Annotated in this window: 16 protein-coding genes; 14 read left to right on the top strand and 2 right to left on the bottom strand. The window is 40.3% G+C overall.

The genetic code is table 11. From position 1 onward, the window contains the following. Positions 1-3: 3 nt before the first annotated feature. Positions 4-1,155 carry an acetylornithine deacetylase gene (gene argE, locus Q4600_RS17165; protein ID WP_303517293.1) on the bottom strand — a complete coding sequence of 384 codons (1,152 nt, stop codon included), beginning with the start codon at positions 1,153-1,155 and terminating at the stop codon, positions 4-6. Positions 1,156-1,416: 261 nt separating this feature from the next. Here argE and argC point away from each other — a divergent pair, with 261 nt between their 5' ends. The 5 genes from argC (at position 1,417) to argH (ending at position 6,864) form a co-directional block, all read left to right on the top strand. Continuing rightward, positions 1,417-2,397: an N-acetyl-gamma-glutamyl-phosphate reductase gene (argC, locus tag Q4600_RS17160; protein WP_102527709.1), complete on the top strand. Its 981-nt coding sequence runs from the start codon at positions 1,417-1,419 to the stop codon at positions 2,395-2,397. Positions 2,398-2,411: 14 nt separating this feature from the next. Continuing rightward, on the top strand, positions 2,412-3,194 hold the full coding sequence (gene argB / locus Q4600_RS17155) for an acetylglutamate kinase (protein ID WP_229370933.1): 783 nt from the start codon (positions 2,412-2,414) through the stop codon (positions 3,192-3,194). A 13-nt stretch (positions 3,195-3,207) separates the two neighbouring features. Beyond that, positions 3,208-4,113, top strand: a complete 906-nt coding sequence (locus Q4600_RS17150; RefSeq protein WP_303517288.1) for an ornithine carbamoyltransferase — start codon at positions 3,208-3,210, stop codon at positions 4,111-4,113. A gap of 67 nt (positions 4,114-4,180) precedes the next feature. Further along, entirely contained in the window at positions 4,181-5,401 is a 1,221-nt protein-coding gene (locus Q4600_RS17145; RefSeq protein ID WP_229370928.1) for an argininosuccinate synthase, read from the top strand. Positions 5,402-5,496: 95 nt separating this feature from the next. Further along, complete coding sequence (gene argH, locus Q4600_RS17140; RefSeq protein WP_303517287.1) at positions 5,497-6,864, top strand: argininosuccinate lyase; 1,368 nt, start codon at positions 5,497-5,499, stop codon at positions 6,862-6,864. Between the two features lie 106 nt (positions 6,865-6,970). Here argH and Q4600_RS17135 read toward each other — a convergent pair whose 3' ends face one another. Further along, positions 6,971-9,562, bottom strand: coding sequence for a penicillin-binding protein 1A (locus Q4600_RS17135; protein WP_303517286.1), 2,592 nt, complete (start codon positions 9,560-9,562; stop codon positions 6,971-6,973). 188 nt (positions 9,563-9,750) lie between these two features. Between Q4600_RS17135 and Q4600_RS17130 the strand changes: the two genes are divergently transcribed. From Q4600_RS17130 to Q4600_RS17090, 9 genes are all read left to right on the top strand, one after another. After that, positions 9,751-10,830, top strand: a complete 1,080-nt coding sequence (locus Q4600_RS17130; protein WP_102527703.1) for a pilus assembly protein PilM — start codon at positions 9,751-9,753, stop codon at positions 10,828-10,830. After that, positions 10,818-11,396: a PilN domain-containing protein gene (locus Q4600_RS17125; protein WP_102527702.1), complete on the top strand. Its 579-nt coding sequence runs from the start codon at positions 10,818-10,820 to the stop codon at positions 11,394-11,396. The genes Q4600_RS17130 and Q4600_RS17125 overlap by 13 nt, the downstream gene beginning before the upstream one ends. Next, complete coding sequence (locus Q4600_RS17120) at positions 11,393-12,010, top strand: type 4a pilus biogenesis protein PilO (RefSeq protein WP_102527701.1); 618 nt, start codon at positions 11,393-11,395, stop codon at positions 12,008-12,010. Before Q4600_RS17125 ends, Q4600_RS17120 begins: the two co-directional genes overlap by 4 nt. Beyond that, positions 12,010-12,525 carry a pilus assembly protein PilP gene (locus tag Q4600_RS17115; RefSeq protein WP_102527700.1) on the top strand — a complete coding sequence of 172 codons (516 nt, stop codon included), beginning with the start codon at positions 12,010-12,012 and terminating at the stop codon, positions 12,523-12,525. The genes Q4600_RS17120 and Q4600_RS17115 overlap by 1 nt, the downstream gene beginning before the upstream one ends. A gap of 21 nt (positions 12,526-12,546) precedes the next feature. Beyond that, positions 12,547-14,595, top strand: a complete 2,049-nt coding sequence (locus tag Q4600_RS17110; protein WP_303517285.1) for a type IV pilus secretin PilQ — start codon at positions 12,547-12,549, stop codon at positions 14,593-14,595. Positions 14,596-14,893: 298 nt separating this feature from the next. Next, a complete protein-coding gene (gene aroK, locus Q4600_RS17105; protein ID WP_102527698.1) occupies positions 14,894-15,409 on the top strand; it encodes a shikimate kinase AroK in 516 nt (171 codons plus the stop codon). Between the two features lie 8 nt (positions 15,410-15,417). Next, positions 15,418-16,494, top strand: coding sequence for a 3-dehydroquinate synthase (gene aroB, locus Q4600_RS17100; protein ID WP_303517284.1), 1,077 nt, complete (start codon positions 15,418-15,420; stop codon positions 16,492-16,494). A gap of 45 nt (positions 16,495-16,539) precedes the next feature. After that, positions 16,540-18,012, top strand: a complete 1,473-nt coding sequence (locus Q4600_RS17095) for an ATP-binding protein (RefSeq protein WP_303517283.1) — start codon at positions 16,540-16,542, stop codon at positions 18,010-18,012. 98 nt (positions 18,013-18,110) lie between these two features. After that, positions 18,111-18,950, top strand: a complete 840-nt coding sequence (locus Q4600_RS17090; RefSeq protein ID WP_248956550.1) for a Dam family site-specific DNA-(adenine-N6)-methyltransferase — start codon at positions 18,111-18,113, stop codon at positions 18,948-18,950. Positions 18,951-18,964 lie beyond the last annotated feature (14 nt).

The raw sequence follows: 18,964 nt of genomic DNA, 5'->3' as shown, positions 1-18,964 counted from the left end.
CAACTATTTAATACAAGCCTGATAAATAAGCTTTTTCATTAACTCAACAGTTGGCGTTAAATACTCTAAGCCAATGTATTCATCTGGCTGGTGGGCTTGATTAATACTGCCTGGTCCCATCACCAAAGTTTGACAGCCAAGCTGTTTAATATAGGGTGCTTCGGTGGCATAATTGACGACTTCAGCTTGAGTGTTAGATATTTCAGCGACTAACTCTGTCCAGTAGCTATCAACTTTGCCAGCGAATGACTCAGAACCAGGATATAAAGTCGATATTTCGATACTGCCTGGATACTGCTTATTAATTTCAGATAAATAGTTAATCACCATTAATTCTAAATCGGCTAATTCCATCCCAGGAAGAGGGCGAATATCTAAGTGTAAATCGCAGCAACCACATATACGGTTGGCGGCATCACCACCATGTATATGACCAAAATTCATGGTTGGATAAGGCACACTAAAAGCATCTTCGCGATAATTCTCACTTAAATGCTGTTTAAGCTTCATTAGTTGGCCAACCACTTGATGCATGATTTCGATGGCGTTTAAACCACGAGCAGGATCAGAAGAATGGCCGCTGCGGCCAATCACTCGGATCCCTTGAGCTAAATGCCCTTTATGCATATATACCGGTTTTAAACTGGTGGGCTCCCCAATGATGGCGTAGTCAGGCGCAATACTTTTAGCATCCGCAAATGCTTTAGCACCATTCATCGTTGTTTCTTCATCGGCGCTTGCAAAAATATGTAGCGGACGTTTTAACTCATGCAAAGGTATGCTTTTGAGTGCTTCCATAATGAGTGCAAAAAAACCTTTCATATCGCAGGTACCTAACCCATACCAGCGATTATCTTTTTCGGTTAGCTCAAATGGGCTTTGACTCCATCGGCCTTCATCGAAAGGTACTGTATCAGTGTGTCCAGCCAGCAATAACCCACCTTTACCTGAACCAATGGTCGCGACCAAATTTTGCTTACCACGACTGTCAGCAACAGTATGTACCGTGCAGTCAAAACCCATCTCTGAAAACCAAGATTGCAGAAGTTCAATAACTGCATGGTTACTCATATCCTGTTCTGCTTCTAATGCACTAATAGATGGTAGTGCAATCAGCTTTTTAAAAGCATCTTTTAGTTCTGGCAATGAATTCATAGGAACCTTTTTAGCTATCGCAATAAAATATGTATTCATTATTATTGCATAAGTAATAATTTGTGTTAGTCTAGCAAACAGCTAAGGTATTCACCATAACTTGATAACGATTTAAGAATTATAGATATGTATTTAATTGCGATTCAACTCACTGTAACAGATCCCAAGGTAAACTATCTTCGACGATAGTTTTATTCTCGAGCGCCCTGCTCACGTATTGATTCATCTTCAACATTTTACTTACTTAAAGACGACAAAATAATGAAAAATATCGCAATTATTGGTGCAAGTGGTTATACCGGCGCACAAATCACCGCTCTTATTGATGCTGACGCGTCATTATCAATTCAAGGCTTGTACGTGTCAGAGAACAGTCTTGATAAAGGTCGTTTACTTGCGGACTTGTATCCGACTTATCAACATATTCAAATTCCTTTGTCTCCATTATCTGCTGCTGAAAAACAGACCATTGTCGAGCAAGCTGATGCTGTGGTACTTGCCACTGAACATTCTGTTAGCTTAGAACTTGCTGCTTTCTTTTATCAACAGGGCTTAGCGGTATTTGATTTAAGTGGTGCGTATCGTTTTGCTGATGTTGAGCAGTACCCTAAATGGTATGGCTTTGAGCACACACAAGCTGCTGTACTCGCTGATGCGGTTTACGGTTTAGCTGAATGGAATCATGAGCAAATTGCACAAAGTAAAATGATTGCGGTTCCTGGTTGTTATCCAACAGCATCATTAACGGCGCTTAAACCTTTAAAACCAATGTTAACTGACGCATATCCAGTGATTAATGCCGTCAGTGGTGTGACTGGCGCGGGCAGAAAAGCACAGTTGCATACCAGTTTTTGTGAGGTGAGCTTAACGCCATATGGCGTTTTAGGTCATAGGCATCAACCTGAAATTGCCACGCAATTAGGGCAAGAAGTTATTTTTACGCCGCATTTAGGTAATTTTAAACGTGGGATTTTAGCTACGATTACTGTGCAATTAGCCAAAGGGACAACCGAAGCTGATATTGCTGCAGCATATCAAATCTATGACGATTGCCCGTTAGTCAGTGTGAAGCATAATCAATTTCCTAAAGTTGATGATGTCGTTAACACACCCAATTGTATCGTCGGTTGGAAATATGATCCGCAAAGCAATTACCTTGTGGTTGCCAGTGCAATCGATAACTTAATGAAAGGTGCTGCTAGCCAAGGCTTACAGTGCATTAAAATTCACTTTGGTCTTTAACAGGAAGTAACAATATGTCAAATAACAAGCCTGTTATTGTGCTTAAAGTGGGCGGCGCATTATTACAATCAGCTTCAGGCATGGCAGAGTTAATGTCTGTTGTCGCAGAAATGATGTCACAGAAGCAAAAGGTTATTTTTGTTCATGGTGGTGGTTGCTTGGTGGATGAGCAATTAACTGCAAACGGAAAAGAAACGATTAAGCTTGATGGCTTACGGGTAACACCTGCCGATCAAATCCCAATTGTTGTTGGTGCACTAGCTGGAACAGCTAACAAGTTATTACAAGCTGCAGCCATTGAGGCTGGCATTGTTTCAGTGGGTATGAGTTTAGCGGACGGTAATACTGTTCATGCATCAATAAAAAATGAAAACCTAGGCTTAGTAGGTGAAGTATCCCCGAACGACCCTAGTTATTTAAATTATTTACTATCACAGGGCTGGCTGCCGATTTGTAGCTCGATTGCTGTCTCTTCGCAAGGTGAAATGCTCAATGTCAATGCAGATCAAGCTGCGACAGCACTTGCCAAATTAGTTGAAGGTCAATTAGTGCTGTTATCTGATGTACCAGGTGTATTAGATGGCAATAAAGAGTTAATTACTGAGCTAAATCAACAACAGATTTCAGATTTAGTTCAGCAAGGCGTGATAGAAAAAGGAATGAAGGTCAAAGTAGAAGCGGCATTAGAAGTTGCTCAGTGGATGGGTAAACCAGTGCAAGTTGCATCTTGGAAACAACCTCAACAATTAATTGCCTTAACGAACGGACAGTCCGTTGGCACCCAAATTAAGCCATAGGAGTACAACACTCATGGAACATTTACTATCAATAAAAGATCTGTCGCAAACAGAACTGCTCGATTTATTAGCGTTAGCGAAAAAAATTAAAGCTAATCCAGCAGATTACAACCAAGCATTAGCAGGCAAAAGTGTCGTAATGCTGTTTGAAAAACCTTCGCTGCGAACCCGCGTTAGCTTTGACATTGGTATTAATAAACTCGGTGGCCATGCTGTTTATCTTGATCAGCAAAATGGCGCATTAGGTAAACGTGAACCTGTTTCAGATTTTGCGACTAATATTTCTTGTTGGGCAGACGCGATAGTCGCGAGAACCTTTTCGCATACTACCATTGCGGGCTTAGCCGAACATGCTTCAGTTCCTGTTATTAATGCCTTATGTAACTTATACCACCCGTGCCAAGGTTTAGCTGATTTTCTGACCTTATCTGAAAAGTTTGATGATGTAAGCAAAGTAAAACTCGCTTACTTAGGTGATGGTAATAATGTCACTCACTCTTTGATGTATGGCGCAGCGATTCTGGGCGCGACGATGACAGTCGTGTGTCCTCCAGGGCATTTCCCTGATGGCCAAGTAGTTTGTGAAGTTCAAGCATTAGCGGCTAAACATGGCGGTCAGCTTATTTTGACCTCAGACGTTAATGAAATGGGGCCGCAAGATGCGATTTATACTGATACTTGGATCTCTATGGGTGATGACACTTCAATGGCAGAGATTGAAGCTAAATTTAAACCATACCAAGTAAACATTGGGCTGATGACAAAAGTGGGCGCTAACTTCTTTATGCATTGTTTACCAGCATACAGAGAAGTAGAAGCAACTGCGGAAGTGGTTGATGGTGAAGGCTCACTCATTCTGCAACAAGCTGAAAATAGAATGCATGCGCAAAATGCAGTGCTAGTGACCTTGTTGGGTTAATTGAAAATTTCGTTGGTTGGCTAAAAGCGAACCTACTTTACACAGTTTATGTTAGGAAAAATTAAAGATGTCAATTGAAACACAAACCAGTATTAAGAAAGTTGTATTAGCGTATTCAGGTGGTTTAGATACCTCAGCCATTATCCCATGGTTGAAGGAGACCTACGATAACTGCGAAATTATCGCATTTTGTGCTGATGTCGGTCAGGGGGCAGAAGAGCTTGAAGGTTTGCATGAAAAAGCTATCGAGTCTGGTGCTTCTGAATGTTATATCGTCGACTTAAAAGAAGAGCTGGTGGCTGATTACATCTACCCAACGATTGCAACGGGCGCAATTTACGAAGGGACTTATTTACTAGGAACGTCAATGGCGCGTCCTATTATTGCTAAAGCACAAGTCGAAGTGGCTCGTAAAGTGGGTGCTGATGCAGTTTGTCATGGTTGTACTGGTAAAGGTAATGACCAAGTTCGTTTTGAAGGCTGTTTTGCTGCGCTTGCTCCAGATTTAAAAGTCATTGCACCTTGGCGTGAGTGGTCAATGGTGAGCCGTGAAGATTTATTAGATTACTTAGCTGAAAGAAACATTGAAACCACAGCTTCGGCGACCAAAATCTATAGTCGTGATGCTAATGCTTGGCATATCTCGCATGAAGGTGGCGAGCTAGAAGACCCATGGAACGAGCCAAGCAAAGAAGTGTGGACCATGACGGTTGCACCAGAAGATGCACCGAATACGCCAGAGTATGTTGCGTTAAACATTGAAAATGGCCGTGTGACTCATGTTGACGGTGTGGCTTTATCTCCATACGCAGCATTAATGCAGTTAAACGAACTTGCTGCCGCACATGGTGTAGGCCGTATCGACATTACTGAGAACCGTTTGGTTGGCATGAAGTCTCGTGGTTGTTATGAAACGCCAGGCGGCACTGTGATGTTTGCTGGCCTTCGTGCCATTGAAGAGTTAGTGCTTGATAAAACAAGTCGTGAGTGGCGTGAACAGGTTGGCGCTCAAATGGCTCATTTGGTCTATGACGGTCGTTGGTTTACACCGCTGTGTAATTCATTGATTGCTGCGTCAGAAGCATTAGCTGGGCTGGTTAACGGTGAAGTTGTGGTTAAGCTTTACAAAGGTCAAGCAAGTGTTGTTAAAAAGCGTTCTCCAAATAGCTTATATTCAGAAGAGTTTGCGACGTTTGGTGACGATAATGTTTACGACCAAAAAGATGCTGAAGGCTTTATTCGCCTTTATTCTTTATCAAGCCGTATCAGAGCACTTAACAGCAAATAAGCTCAACTGTTAAGAGTAAACAAACGGGGCTGATATAAGCCCCGTTTTTGTCAGATTAATGTAATTGAATTAAAGAATTTAAAGAGGGTATCGACATGGCGTTATGGGGCGGAAGATTCAGTCAAGAAAGCAGCGCATTATTTAAGTTATTTAATGACTCACTGCCAGTAGATTATCGTTTAATTGAAGAAGATATTGTCGGCTCGATTGCTTGGGCTACGGCGATTACTTCAGTGGGTATTTTAACCCAACAGGAATGTGAGCAATTACATGCAGCATTAAACGAGCTACTTGCTGAAGTTGCTGATAAGCCAGAAGCCATTATTGCTTCAGGTGCTGAAGATATTCATAGTTTTGTGGAACAATCTTTGATTGCTAAAGTGGGCGATTTAGGTAAAAAACTGCACACAGGACGCTCTCGTAATGACCAAGTGGCGACAGATTTAAAGCTATGGTGTAGAAAAGAGGGTGAGCAATCACTTGCGCTGCTGCAAAAGCTTAGAGGTGCATTAATTGACCTTGCTGCACGTGAAATAGATGCTGTTATGCCAGGTTACACCCATTTACAAAGAGCTCAGCCAGTATTATTTGGTCACTGGTGTTTAGCTTATGTAGAAATGTTTGAACGTGATATTAGTCGTTTAGAAGATGCATTAAAGCGTGCTGACACGTGTCCTTTAGGTTCAGGCGCATTAGCTGGTACAGCTTATCCTATGGATAGACATGCCATTGCTGAATCTCTCGGGTTTGCGACGCCAACATTAAATAGCCTTGATACCGTATCAGATCGCGACCATGTGATTGAGTTATGCAGTGATGCATCTATCAGCATGATGCACTTAAGCCGTATGGCTGAAGATTTAATTTTCTTTAACAGCGGTGAAGCGGGTTTTATTGATTTAGATGATGAAGTGACATCTGGTTCATCATTAATGCCACAAAAGAAAAACCCTGATGCACTTGAGCTTATTAGAGGTAAAACTGGCCGTGTTTATGGCAGCTTAATGGGCATTTTAACCACCATGAAAGCATTACCTTTGGCTTATAACAAAGACATGCAGGAAGATAAAGAAGGCTTATTCGATGTGATGGATAGCTGGTCTATCTGTCTTGAGATGGCTGCACTTGTGTTAAGCGGCCTACAAGTTAATCGTGAAAGAACCTTAGCTGCAGCGCAACAGGGTTACGCTAACTCTACAGAATTAGCTGATTATCTTGTTGCTAAAGGAATGCCATTCAGAGAAGCGCATCATGTAGTGGGCGAGGTGGTAGTGGTTGCTATTGGTAAGCAAACACCGTTAGAAGAATTACCACTTGCTGAATTAAAGCAATTTAGCGACGTCATTGAAGATGATGTATATGCCTGTTTAACTATTGAATCTTGTTTGGAAAAACGTGAAGCATTAGGTGGTACATCTATTCTTCAAGTGAAACAAGCATTGGCTGTAAAGCAAGGTCAGTAATCACCAGTGTTAGCTGAATAGGTAACGCTTAAAATTATAAAAGCCCTGAGTTAATCATTAACTCAGGGCTTTTTGTTATGTCAGATTAACTTTTAGAATAAAGCGATTACTGAAATAAATCATCTGTTGGGTTTTCGATGAAAATATTTTCATCTGTTATCTCTTCTTTTGCGTATTCTTTTGGCTCAGTGCCCTCAACAAAATACTCAAAAGAGGTGGTATGATCCGTCTTACGGGTCAGTAGACCCGTTGCCAAATCGATACGTGCGGAGATAATGCCTTTAGGCGGAATCGTTGTCTTTTCCTCAGTGCCTTTGAGCGCCTGATTCATAAAGTCATTCCAACCCGGCCCTGCGGTTTTCGCACCCGCTTCAGCACCTGATATTTGGTTTTCTGGCCCATCAGCTACCCAACTTGTGCGACCGAGTCTGCGGCTATGATCATCAAATCCAACCCAGAACGTAGAGGTTAATGTTGGATTAAATCCACTAAACCAAGTGTCACGAGATTCATTGGTTGTGCCAGTTTTACCCGCAATATCACGGCGCTTTATCAAGCGAGATGCACGCCATGCTGTACCATTCCAGCCTGTACCTTTACTCCAGTCGCCACCACCCCAAATTACACTTTTAAGAGCTTCAGTCACTAAGAACGCAGTTTGCTCAGTAATAATTCTTGGGGCAAAGCGGCTATTTTCATCACCACACAGTGGTAATGTGTTGTTGCTACTTTCAGTCTCAATGCTCTCCTCAAGTTCAGCGCCTTGAGAGCGTGCAAATTCAGCCGCCATAGCCGCAAAAGGGTCATTCTCATCACTTGCTACTTCAGCCATTTTATCAAGGACAGCAGGCGTGCAAGCTAATAGTGGATTGGCTTCCTCGATGACATTATCAAATGAATCGGTTACTTGTGTAATGAAATATGGCTCAACTAAGTAGCCGCCATTAGTAAATACATTGAATGCAGTAACCACTTGCAAAGGTGTAACCGAAGGTGAACCTAGCGCGACAGATTCATTACGAGGTAAGTCGTCAGGATCAAAACCAAACTCAACTAACTTGGCTATGGTGTTATCTAAACCAATATGTCTCATTGTACGTACAGACATGACATTAACTGACTGGGCCAGACCTACACGTAAACGAGTTGGGCCACCATAAATATCCGGCGAGTTTTTAGGACGCCAAGCTGTACCTTGTCGAGTATCTGGTTTATTGATTGGCGCATTATTAATTAATGTTGCCAAAGTATAGTCGTCTTCAAGTGCAGCAGAGTATATGAAAGGTTTAATATTAGAACCTAACTGACGTTTGGCTTGAGTGACACGGTTATACTGACTTTGGGTAAAGCTAAAACCGCCTACAAGAGTTTTAATCGCACCATCACTTGGTTCAAGTGAAACTGTGGCACTAGAGACTTGAGGAATTTGAGAGAGTTGCCAATATTCGCCATTATTTCTAATCCACACTTTTTGACCAACAGCTAAAATATCTTCCGCTTTCTTTGGTGGTTTTCCTTGGCGTCTATCTGATATAAATTTACGAGCCCACTTTAAGCCATTCCATTCCAACAGAATTTCTTCGCCTGCGGCATTCAATACAGTTGCTTGTTGCTCATTTATCGCAATAACAGCAGCCGGCATAATGCCTTGCATAGGGCGCGTTTTCTTCAAATTAGCGATAATATCGCTGGTGGCCATACTTTCAACTGTAGGTTCTGAAGGCCATAATTCGGCGATAGACCCTCGGTAACCGTGACGCTGATCGTAAGCAAATACATTATCTCGTAATGCACTTTGGGCTTTTAATTGTAAATCAGAAGATATGGTGGTGTAGACGTTATAGCCATTGGTATAGGCTTCTTCTTCACCGTATTGACTTACCATATACTCACGAGCCATTTCAGAAATATAGGGTGCATATAAATCAATTTCAGCACCGTGATATTTTGCTGTGATCGGTGAATTAATGGCTTCTTGATATTGCGACTCAGTGATATTGCGTTTTTCAAGCATTCTACTGAGTACCCAATTACGACGTGTTTTAGCTCGCTCTGGGTTACGAATAGGGTTTGCTGCAGAAGGCGCTTGGGGTAAGCCTGCAATCATTGCCATTTCTGGTAATGTCAGTTGAATTAAATCTTTACCGTAATAAACTTGAGCAGCAGCACCGACACCATATGCGCGGTTACCTAAGAATGAACGATTCAAATAGAGTGTTAAGATTTCTTCTTTAGTAAGTGCTTTTTCAATTTTTAATGCTAAGAAAATTTCTTTGGTTTTTCGAATATAGGTTTTTTCACGTGATAAAAAGAACCCTCGGGCTACCTGTTGAGTAATCGTACTCGCACCTTGGCTTTTTTTACCCGTGGTAATTAAAATGACCGCAGCACGAACAATACCGATAGGATCGATGCCTTTATGTTCAAAAAAACGAGCATCTTCGGTATCCAAAACAGCATTTATTAATTGCTCAGGTACATCCTGATATTCAATTGGGATTCTTCTTTTTTCACCAAACTGAGAAATAAGCAGCCCGTCACTGCTGTATATTCTTAATGGTGTCTGTAATTTTACCGTTTTGAGTGTATTTACATCCGGTAATTCAGGCAAAAGATAATAATAAGCTGCGACAATAGTGCCGACGCCTAATAAAGTTAAGCTAAATATAGCAATAAGTATTCGTTTTAACCACTTCACCGAAATATTCCAAAAATCATAAATATGCTCGCTAGTATATAAGCGGGAGGGTTTTTGGTGAAGTAAAAACATGAAAACAAAAAAAAACAAGTTGTAAAATTTAGAAACATTTAATACAAATACTTATAACGAGTTGATTTTGTGCTAATCTATTTTAAAATATAAAAAAATAAATGCGATGACGGAATATGCTTTCTAAATTTTGGAAGCGTCAGGCTCCGCAAATGGTTGGAATCGATATTGGTTCTCATGAAGTAAAAGCCATTTTGCTTAGCAAGACCGCTGATGGATATAAAATTCTAAACTATATATCTGCTCCTTTGAGAAAAGGTGCAGTTGTCGATCATGAGATCCGTGATGCTGAAGCGGTAATTGAATCATTAAGGCATATAAGGCGTGGACTGCCAAAAGGAATTAAGTCTGCTGCTGTTGCGGTCTCTGGCTCTGCTGTAATGACGAAAGTGATTTACATGGACGCTTCACTAAATGAAGAAGAAATGGAAGCACAAATTGAAATTGAAGCAGATAACCTTATCCCTTATTCACTCGATGAAGTGAGTATCGATTTTGAAACACTCAATGCCAACACAACTGACCCGACGAAAGTTGATGTGCTATTAAGTGCTTGTCGTACCGATAATATTGATTCCAGAATGGATTCTTTGGATGCAATTGAACTTGATACTAAGGTTGTCGATGTTGAAGCTTATGCTTTAGGTCGGTCATCTGAGTTGATTCTTGCTCAGCTACCTGAAGGTGCTAACGAAAAATCTGTGGTTTTGGTGGATATTGGTGCCAATATGACTACCTTTGCAGTGGTTGAGCATGGTGAAACAACCTTTATTCGTGAGCAAGCATTTGGTGGTGAACTATTTACCCAATCAATTCTATCGTTTTACGGCATGTCTTATGATGAAGCTGAAAATGCCAAAATAACCGGTGAGTTACCACGCAATTATATGTTTGAGGTGTTATCACCTTTCCAAACACAGTTATTGCAGCAAATTAAACGAACGCTTCAAATTTATTGTACAGCCAGTGGTAAAGATAAAGTTGATTATATTGTCTTAAGTGGCGGAACGGCAAAACTTGAAGGCATGACAGCATTATTAACTAATGAATTAGGGGTGCATTCAATTGTTGCAGACCCATTCCAAGGTTGTTTACATGCTGATGTTGATATTAAAAACCAGCTAGAGCCTAGTATTAGTAAATATATGGTTGCCTGTGGTTTAGCGCTTAGGAGTTACGCTCAATGGCGAACATAAACTTACTTCCATGGCGTGAAGAGGCCAGAGAAAAACAAAAACGAGATTATATAGGTATATTAGCGTTAGTTTTCTTAGTGACGTGTTTAATTGTATTTTTAGCATTAAGCTTTATTGAGGTTGTGACTGATGATCAACGTCAACGAAATGCATATCTTCAGACTGAAATATCTTTTCTTGATAGCCAAATCGCAGAAATAAGAAAAATTACTGCACGCAAGAAAGATATTGAAAGACGTACTAAGATTATATTAAACCTACAGCAATCTCGTAATTTGCCGACACATGTTTTAGATGAACTCGTGCGTATCGTTCCACCAGGAATATATCTTTCAAGTATTGAAAAGAAAGGTAGCTTACTTTGGATTGAAGGTCGCAGTGAATCAAATAACAACGTTGCGAATATGATGAGAAAAGTCAAAACATCGCAATATTTAAATGATCCAAGCATGCAGTCGATCATTAGCCAAAACGAAAATTTAAGACAATTACAGAAGTTCAGATTAAGAGTGACCATTTTTGATGACACTCTACCAATGGATTCAACTGAAGGAGGTCGAAAATGAATCTCGACTTAGAGCAGTTTAATGATATTGATTTTGAAAACATTGGTGGTTGGCCTACTTTAGTCAAAGTTGTTTTTGCCGTTTTTCTTTCATTGACAGTGATGGGAGCGAGTTATTACTTGTTCGTATCTGATGCATTAGATGTACTCGATACAGAAGAAAGAAAAGAAATTACCTTAAGGGAAGACTTTCAAAGTAAATATCGTCTAGCTGCAAATTTGAAATTATATCGTGAGCAGTTAGTGGTAATGGAAGCGCAATTTGCAGAATTGCTAAAAATGCTACCTTCTGAAAATGAAATGCCAGGCCTATTGGATGACACCACCTTTGTTGCGACCGATGCAGGTTTACGTATTAACAGTCTGGATTGGGATACTGAAATCGAACGCGACTTCTATTTGGAGTTCCCAATTAAGCTGGCCGTAGTCGGTGATTATCACCAACTAGGTAATATGGTCAGCGGTGTAGCAAAATTACCTCGTATCGTTAGCTTGCATGACTTTGTTATCAAGCGTGATGAAAGTGGAAGTTTATCGATGGATATTCTCGCGAAAACCTATCGATTTAAAGAAGGTGCACAATTACCAGCAGATCAAAATAAGGGGAAGAAATAATGAAATTCTTGCCTTTGATGTTGGTGGTATTGATGTTAACTGGCTGTATTGGTGATCGCAGTGATTTAGAGTTGTTTGTGACAACAACTAAAGCGCAGCATATTGCTCGTATTCCTCCGTTAAAAGAAACACCTAAGTTTGAACACTTTGCCTATCAAGCAGAGTTAATGCGCAGTCCTTTTGTACCACCTTCACGAGAGCTTACCGAAGAAGTGGTGGATACCAGTAGAAATTGTCTACAACCTGATTTGAAACGCCGTAAGGGGCGCTTAGAAACATATGCGATAGACAATTTAAGAATGCGCGGTACGTTAAGTGAAGATGGCACGACTTGGGCTTTAGTAGAGTCATCTGATGCAAACGTATATCGCTTAGGGGTCGGTGAGTATCTTGGACTTTATCATGGGAAAATCGATAAAGTGACACCGCAATATATTGAAATTATAGAATTAATTCCTGATGGTTCTGGTTGCTGGGCTGAAAGAGCAAGTAACTTAGAATTAACAGGCAAATAATGTGCGAAGGATGAGGGAATAATGAAATCTTCTGCCGCGATGCAAACATCGACAAACAAAGTCTCACTATTTAAAGCAGTATTAAGTGTTGTTTTAATGATGGGCGCACTTCCAAGTGCAATAGCCGCCAATAAGTTAATGGATGTAAAATACCATTCTGTTGTCGATCACCAATTAGAATTAGAACTTGTATTCGAGTCAGCGCTCGATAAACCTGAGGTTGATTTATCAGGATCACCAGCACAAATCATTTTAAGTTTTGAAGACAGTATTTCAAACCTTGAAAAAGATGACATCACTATTGATAGAGTCGGTGTTGAGGGGTTAAAAACAACTCAAGTTGATGGGTCTTTAAATGTTGTTGTCGATTTAACAGAAGTGAAACCCTATCAAGGGAAAGTGGTTGGCAATACCTACCGCTTAACTGTCAATGATACGGCTTCAGGCCCTGATAATGCTGATAACCCTTTTGTTAATGGCATTGATACTATTGATTTTCGCCGTAACAAAGCGGGTGGTGGAGACTTACTGATACATTTGAATAATCGCTCGGTTGCAGCCAATGTTGCCCAAGTGGGTTCGAAGTTAGAAGTGAAGCTTTATAATACAGATATTAAAAATGAGCATCTGTATGTCATGGATGTACAAGACTTTAATACTCCAGTGACCAGTTTTGAAACGTTTAAAGATGATTTAACTTCTCGTATTATGGTTGATGTCGATGGCAACTACGATTACAACTACAAACAAGAAGGCAATGTTTTTAAAGTTAGTATTAATAAAGTTGAGCGCGCTGCAGTAGCTAAAGAAGATAAAAAATATAATGGCCGCTCATTATCGCTGAACTTTCAAAATATCTCGGTGAGAACCGTTTTACAGATTATTGCTGATTATAATGATTTTAACTTAGTTACAAGTGACACTGTCGAGGGCAACATTACCCTTCGTTTAGATGATGTACCTTGGGATCAGGCGCTAGACTTAATTTTACAAACAAAAGGTCTTGATAAGCGTATTGAAGGTAATATCTTGATGGTTGCGCCAAGTGAAGAGTTGGCAATACGAGAAAGACAAGATTTAGCAAATCAACAAGAAGTTAAAGAGTTAGCTCCGCTTTATTCTGAATACATTCAAGTAAACTATGCAAAAGCAGTTGATATTGCTGAATTGATGAAGAGTGCAGATTCAAGCTTGCTATCGAATCGGGGCAGCGTTGCTGTTGATGAGCGAACCAATACTTTGTTAGTTAAAGATACTGCCGAGTCTTTAGAGACAATTCATCGTCTAGTTGAAGTCCTTGATATACCGATTAAGCAGGTGTTGATTGAAGCCCGTATGGTGACTGTTAAGGATAACGTTTCAGAAGATTTAGGAATACGTTGGGGCATCACAGATCAGCAAGGTGATAAAGGGACTTCAGGCTCACTGGAAGGTGCAAATGATATTGTAACAGGTGTTATTCCTGCATTGAGCGATCGCTTAAATGTGAATTTACCTTCTTCAGCGACTAATGCGGCAAGTATTGCATTTAGTGTTGCGAAAATGGCAGATGGTACGGTACTTGATTTAGAGTTAAGTGCATTAGAACAGGAAAACAAAGGCGAGATTATTGCTAGCCCGCGTATTACAACGTCAAATCAAAAGTCAGCCTATATCGAACAAGGTGTTGAGATCCCATATGTTGAGTCAGCATCAAGTGGCGCAACAACGGTAACCTTTAAGAAAGCGGTATTATCCCTAAAAGTTACACCACAAATTACCCCTGATGACCGTGTCATTCTTGATTTAGAGATTACTCAAGATACTCGAGGTGAAACCGTTCAGACAGGTACAGGTGAAGCTGTATCGATTGATACACAACGTATCGGAACCCAGGTATTAGTTGATAATGGGGAAACGATTGTGCTTGGTGGTATTTATCAGCAAAGTTTGATTAGCCGAGTCAGTAAAGTCCCAGTTTTAGGCGATATTCCTCTAGTGGGTTTCTTATTCAGAAATACGTCTGATAGTAATGAGCGTCAAGAACTACTTATTTTTGTAACACCAAAAATTGTAACTGAAAAACTTTAAAATTAGTTTGATAAAAATACCAGCTTTTGCTGGTATTTTTTTGTCTGAAATTTAGGTAGCTGATTAATTTTATTAGTAAAAGCTTAATCTTCTCATTCTGTGCTGTTGAGGGTTTTAACTTGCATGATGGATTTATTTTGAAGAATCTGTGTTTAATTCATCAACATGACTTGCAACAATAGCCCTATAACTGAGATAATCCGTCGTCAAGTCTCATTAGAGCAAGGTTAAATTATAGGTCGGCTTGAGTTTAAGTCGATAAGGCATACATTTCATATAAGATTCAGACGTATATATAATGGCTGAAAAACGCAATATTTTTCTGGTAGGCCCAATGGGCGCAGGCAAAAGCACAATTGGTCGCCATTTGGCCCAAATGCTGCATTTAGATTTCCACGATTCAGATCACGAGATTGAGCAACGCACAGGTGCAGATATTGCCTGGGTGTTTGACGTAGAAGGCGAAGAAGGCTTTCGTGTACGTGAAGCTCAAGTCATCGCCGACCTGTCGGAAAAGCAGGGCATTGTCCTAGCTACTGGCGGCGGATCTGTACAAAGTAAAGACATTCGTAATCATTTGTCGGCTCGAGGTATTGTTGTATACCTAGAGACTACAATCGATAAGCAAGTGGCTCGTACTCAACGTGATAAACGTCGACCGTTACTACAGGTTGATGATCCACGGGAAGTACTTGAAAATCTTGCTGATGTTCGTAATCCTTTATACGAAGAGATTGCAGACGTTATCGTTAAGACAGATGAGCAAAGTGCGAAAATAGTCGCAAATCAAATCATTGAGCAACTCGGTTTTTAGGTAGGTTTATGCAACAAGTTCAGGTTGAATTAGGTATAAGAAGTTATCCCATTTTTATTGGCCAGAATTTATTGCAGCAAAATACTTATCTCTCCGATTACCTTTCTGGTAAAAAAGCACTCATAGTCACCAATGACACTATAGCTCCGTTGTACTTAGAACAAGTCCAACAAGCTATGGTCAGTTGTGGTGAACTGGGTGTTGTTGTGCTTCCAGATGGTGAGAAATATAAAGATCTCACGCATTTGGATTTAATATTTTCTGCGTTACTAGAAAATAATTTTGCACGTGATTGTGTGATAGTTGCATTAGGTGGCGGTGTCGTTGGTGACATGGCTGGCTTTGCTGCATCTTGCTATCAGCGAGGTGTGGAGTTTATACAGCTCCCCACAACACTGCTGTCCCAGGTTGACTCTTCTGTTGGCGGTAAAACCGCTGTGAATCATCCTTTGGGGAAAAATATGATTGGGGCATTTTATCAACCTCAATCAGTACTAATTGACACCAATTGTTTATCAACTTTACCTGCAAAAGAGTTTGCTGCGGGAATGGCTGAAGTCATTAAGTACGGTATCATTTGGGATGCTGACTTTTTTAGCTGGCTAGAGCAAAATGTTGAGCCGCTTAAGGCGCTTGATAAAGATGCGTTAACCTATGCCATTGCTAGATGTTGTCAAATTAAAGCGGATGTCGTTGCTGAAGATGAAACTGAACGTGGTGTTAGAGCGTTATTGAACCTCGGGCATACATTTGGTCATGCGATTGAAGCTGAAATGGGCTATGGCGTATGGTTGCATGGTGAAGCTGTGGCAACGGGCACGATTATGGCCGCTTTAACATCATTAAAGTTAGGCTTAATTCAGCAAACCGACTTTGATAGAGTCACTCGCATAATGCAAGCGTTTGACTTACCAATAACTTCGCCTGAAAACATGACGTTTGATAGTTATATCAAACACATGCGACGAGATAAAAAAGTGTTAGCGGGCCAAATTCGTTTGGTGTTACCGACTTCAATAGGCACTGCTGAAGTATTCTCTGATGTAAAAGAGTCACTGCTCGCAGAAGTCATCAGTCAAGTTTAAGTTGTAGCGCAGTTTAAACGTTAGTGTAAGTCTAATGGTGGGCTTGTGGATATCCAACAAACGCTTTTGTTACCTTCGCAAGAATCATTAGTTCAGCGACTAGAGCATATCGCGAGTTATAGTGAGCAACTTGTGCTTGTTTCAGGGGTAAGAGGTTCAGGTAAAACAACCTTAGTGACAGCCCTCGCAAGTGAGCTTGATAACTATAATTCAGCATTAGTTATCTGTCCTATGCATGCTGAAAGTGCTGAAATTCGTCGAAAAATCCTCATTCAATTGATCTCATCGCCCATTTTCGATGACGCATTACCCTTGGCAGATACTTTGCTGAGGATCCAGTCGAGTTTAACTAAACCGTTACACATTATTATTGACGATGCGCAATATATGCCGCGAGAGTTATGGGCAGAATGTTTAGTGCTAACGCAATTGAAATGTGCGGGTAAACCTATTTCAATTACTTTTACGATTGAGCCAGATTCTTTAACTGAACTCAATCTTGAGCTCACAGATTCGATGCAATCATTGCTATTGAATGTAGAAGTGGAACCGTTATCGCTTGCAGAACGTGAAGGGCTTTATCGGACATTATTAATTAGAAGTCATAAAACCCCCTTTATTCCTCGTGAAATAATACAAGCACAAATTGAAAAGCAACTTGGCACACCTGCAGAAGTTCTCGATTTATTGAAAAAAGCTTTGGAAGATAAGCCCGAAGAAATAAAGTCATGGCCCAAATACTTGCATTGGTTAGTCTCACTTTTTGTATTTATGGCAATGGCAGGAATAGGCATTGCCATCTATTTAACTCAAAACGATCAACAAGCTGAAAATGAGCCAAAAATCGTATTTGCAGAGTATCAGCTACCAACGAGCCGCGCTCAATGGTTCATACATCATTATGGCCTGTCATTAATATCTGCTGCTATTAAGATCCAGCCTGAAGAAATACCATCCAAGCAAGGCTCTAATTTAGTGGGTGATAAAGTTATTGAATCAATGCTTCCTATTAATCCCTCGCTGGATGATGAGGGGAGTGAGCCAGTTGACAAAATGGGTTTATCTTCACAAGAGGATAGCGCGAGCAATAATATACATCTCTCAATGAGTGATGCTGACGTGGACAGTAACGTAAATCATGATGTTCAAGTTGCTGATGTTGATGAAGATATCACTATTGTTGAACGAGATAAGCTTGAAGTCAGTAGCATTGATGTGGCAGTACAACAAGATTCAGCTTTATTAACTGGCAGAGCAGGATATACCTTACAAATTGCCAGTGTGCGTGATGAAAAATCGTTAGAAGCTATCGTGTCAAAACTAAGTCAGATACAGCAAAACGAACTGCAATTAGTACAAGCAAACTTCAAGCAGCGCCATATTGTCCTGTTTGGTCAATTTGATAGTGTTATAGAGGCTCAAAAACAATCTGACAATTTACAACAGGATCTGGGTTTGAGTGCACCATGGATAAGGAAGTGGAGCGATCTTAAGGGATATGAAATCAAATCGAATTAATCGCTTAAAAAGCCATTCGTTTCTATGATTCAAACAATGATTATTCTTATTAAAAAGAGTACAATCATCAGCTTTAATTTTGCTAGTAACTGGTATTCATGACTAAAAAGCATAGAGCCTTTCTTAAGTGGGCGGGTGGAAAATTTAAACTCGTTGACGAGCTAGCAAAACACTTGCCGCAAGGTAAGAGGTTAATAGAGCCCTTTGTTGGTGCAGGATCTGTATTTTTAAATACGGAATATGAAGAGTATCTGCTGTGCGATATTAATCATGACCTGATTAATCTTTATAATATTGTCAAAAATGAACCGGAAACCTACATTGCAGCAGCGAAAGCGATGTTTGTACCGGAAATGAATGACAAAGAACAATATTACCGCATTCGAACTGAGTTTAATCAAACCAAAGATCCCTTTAAGCGTTCAGTTTACTTTCTTTATATGAACCGACATGGTTTTAATGGCTTATGCCGCTATAACAGAAAAGGCGGTTTTAATGTTCCTTTTGGTTCTTATAAAAAACCGTATTTCCCAGAAGATGAACTTCGCTACTTTTCCATTAAAGCGCAAAAGGCAACATTTCACTGTGTGAGTTATGAACAAGCATTTGAGATGTCTACAACAGGTGATGTGATTTATTGCGACCCGCCATATGCGCCTTTATCAACAACTGCTAGCTTTACAACATACGTAGGGCCAGGCTTTAGTCTTGATGACCAAGCGCTTTTAGCGAGACAATCTCGTCATACAGCTCTTGAACGTGATATTCCTGTGTTGATCAGTAATCATGACATTCCGCTTACTCGCGAGCTTTATCGCGGCGCAAAGTTAGCCTCGATTGCAGTGCAGCGTAATATCAGTCAAAAAGGCAGTTCGCGTAAGAAAGTCGATGAAATCATGGCGCTATATGATCATCACTATCAAGAAGTGATAGATTAATCTCGTTCAAGCTT

Origin of the sequence: Shewanella sp. 2_MG-2023, assembly GCF_030548905.1 — a bacterium.
GTDB lineage: Bacteria > Pseudomonadota > Gammaproteobacteria > Enterobacterales > Shewanellaceae > Shewanella > Shewanella electrodiphila.
This window is presented reverse-complemented; position numbering and strand designations above follow the sequence as displayed.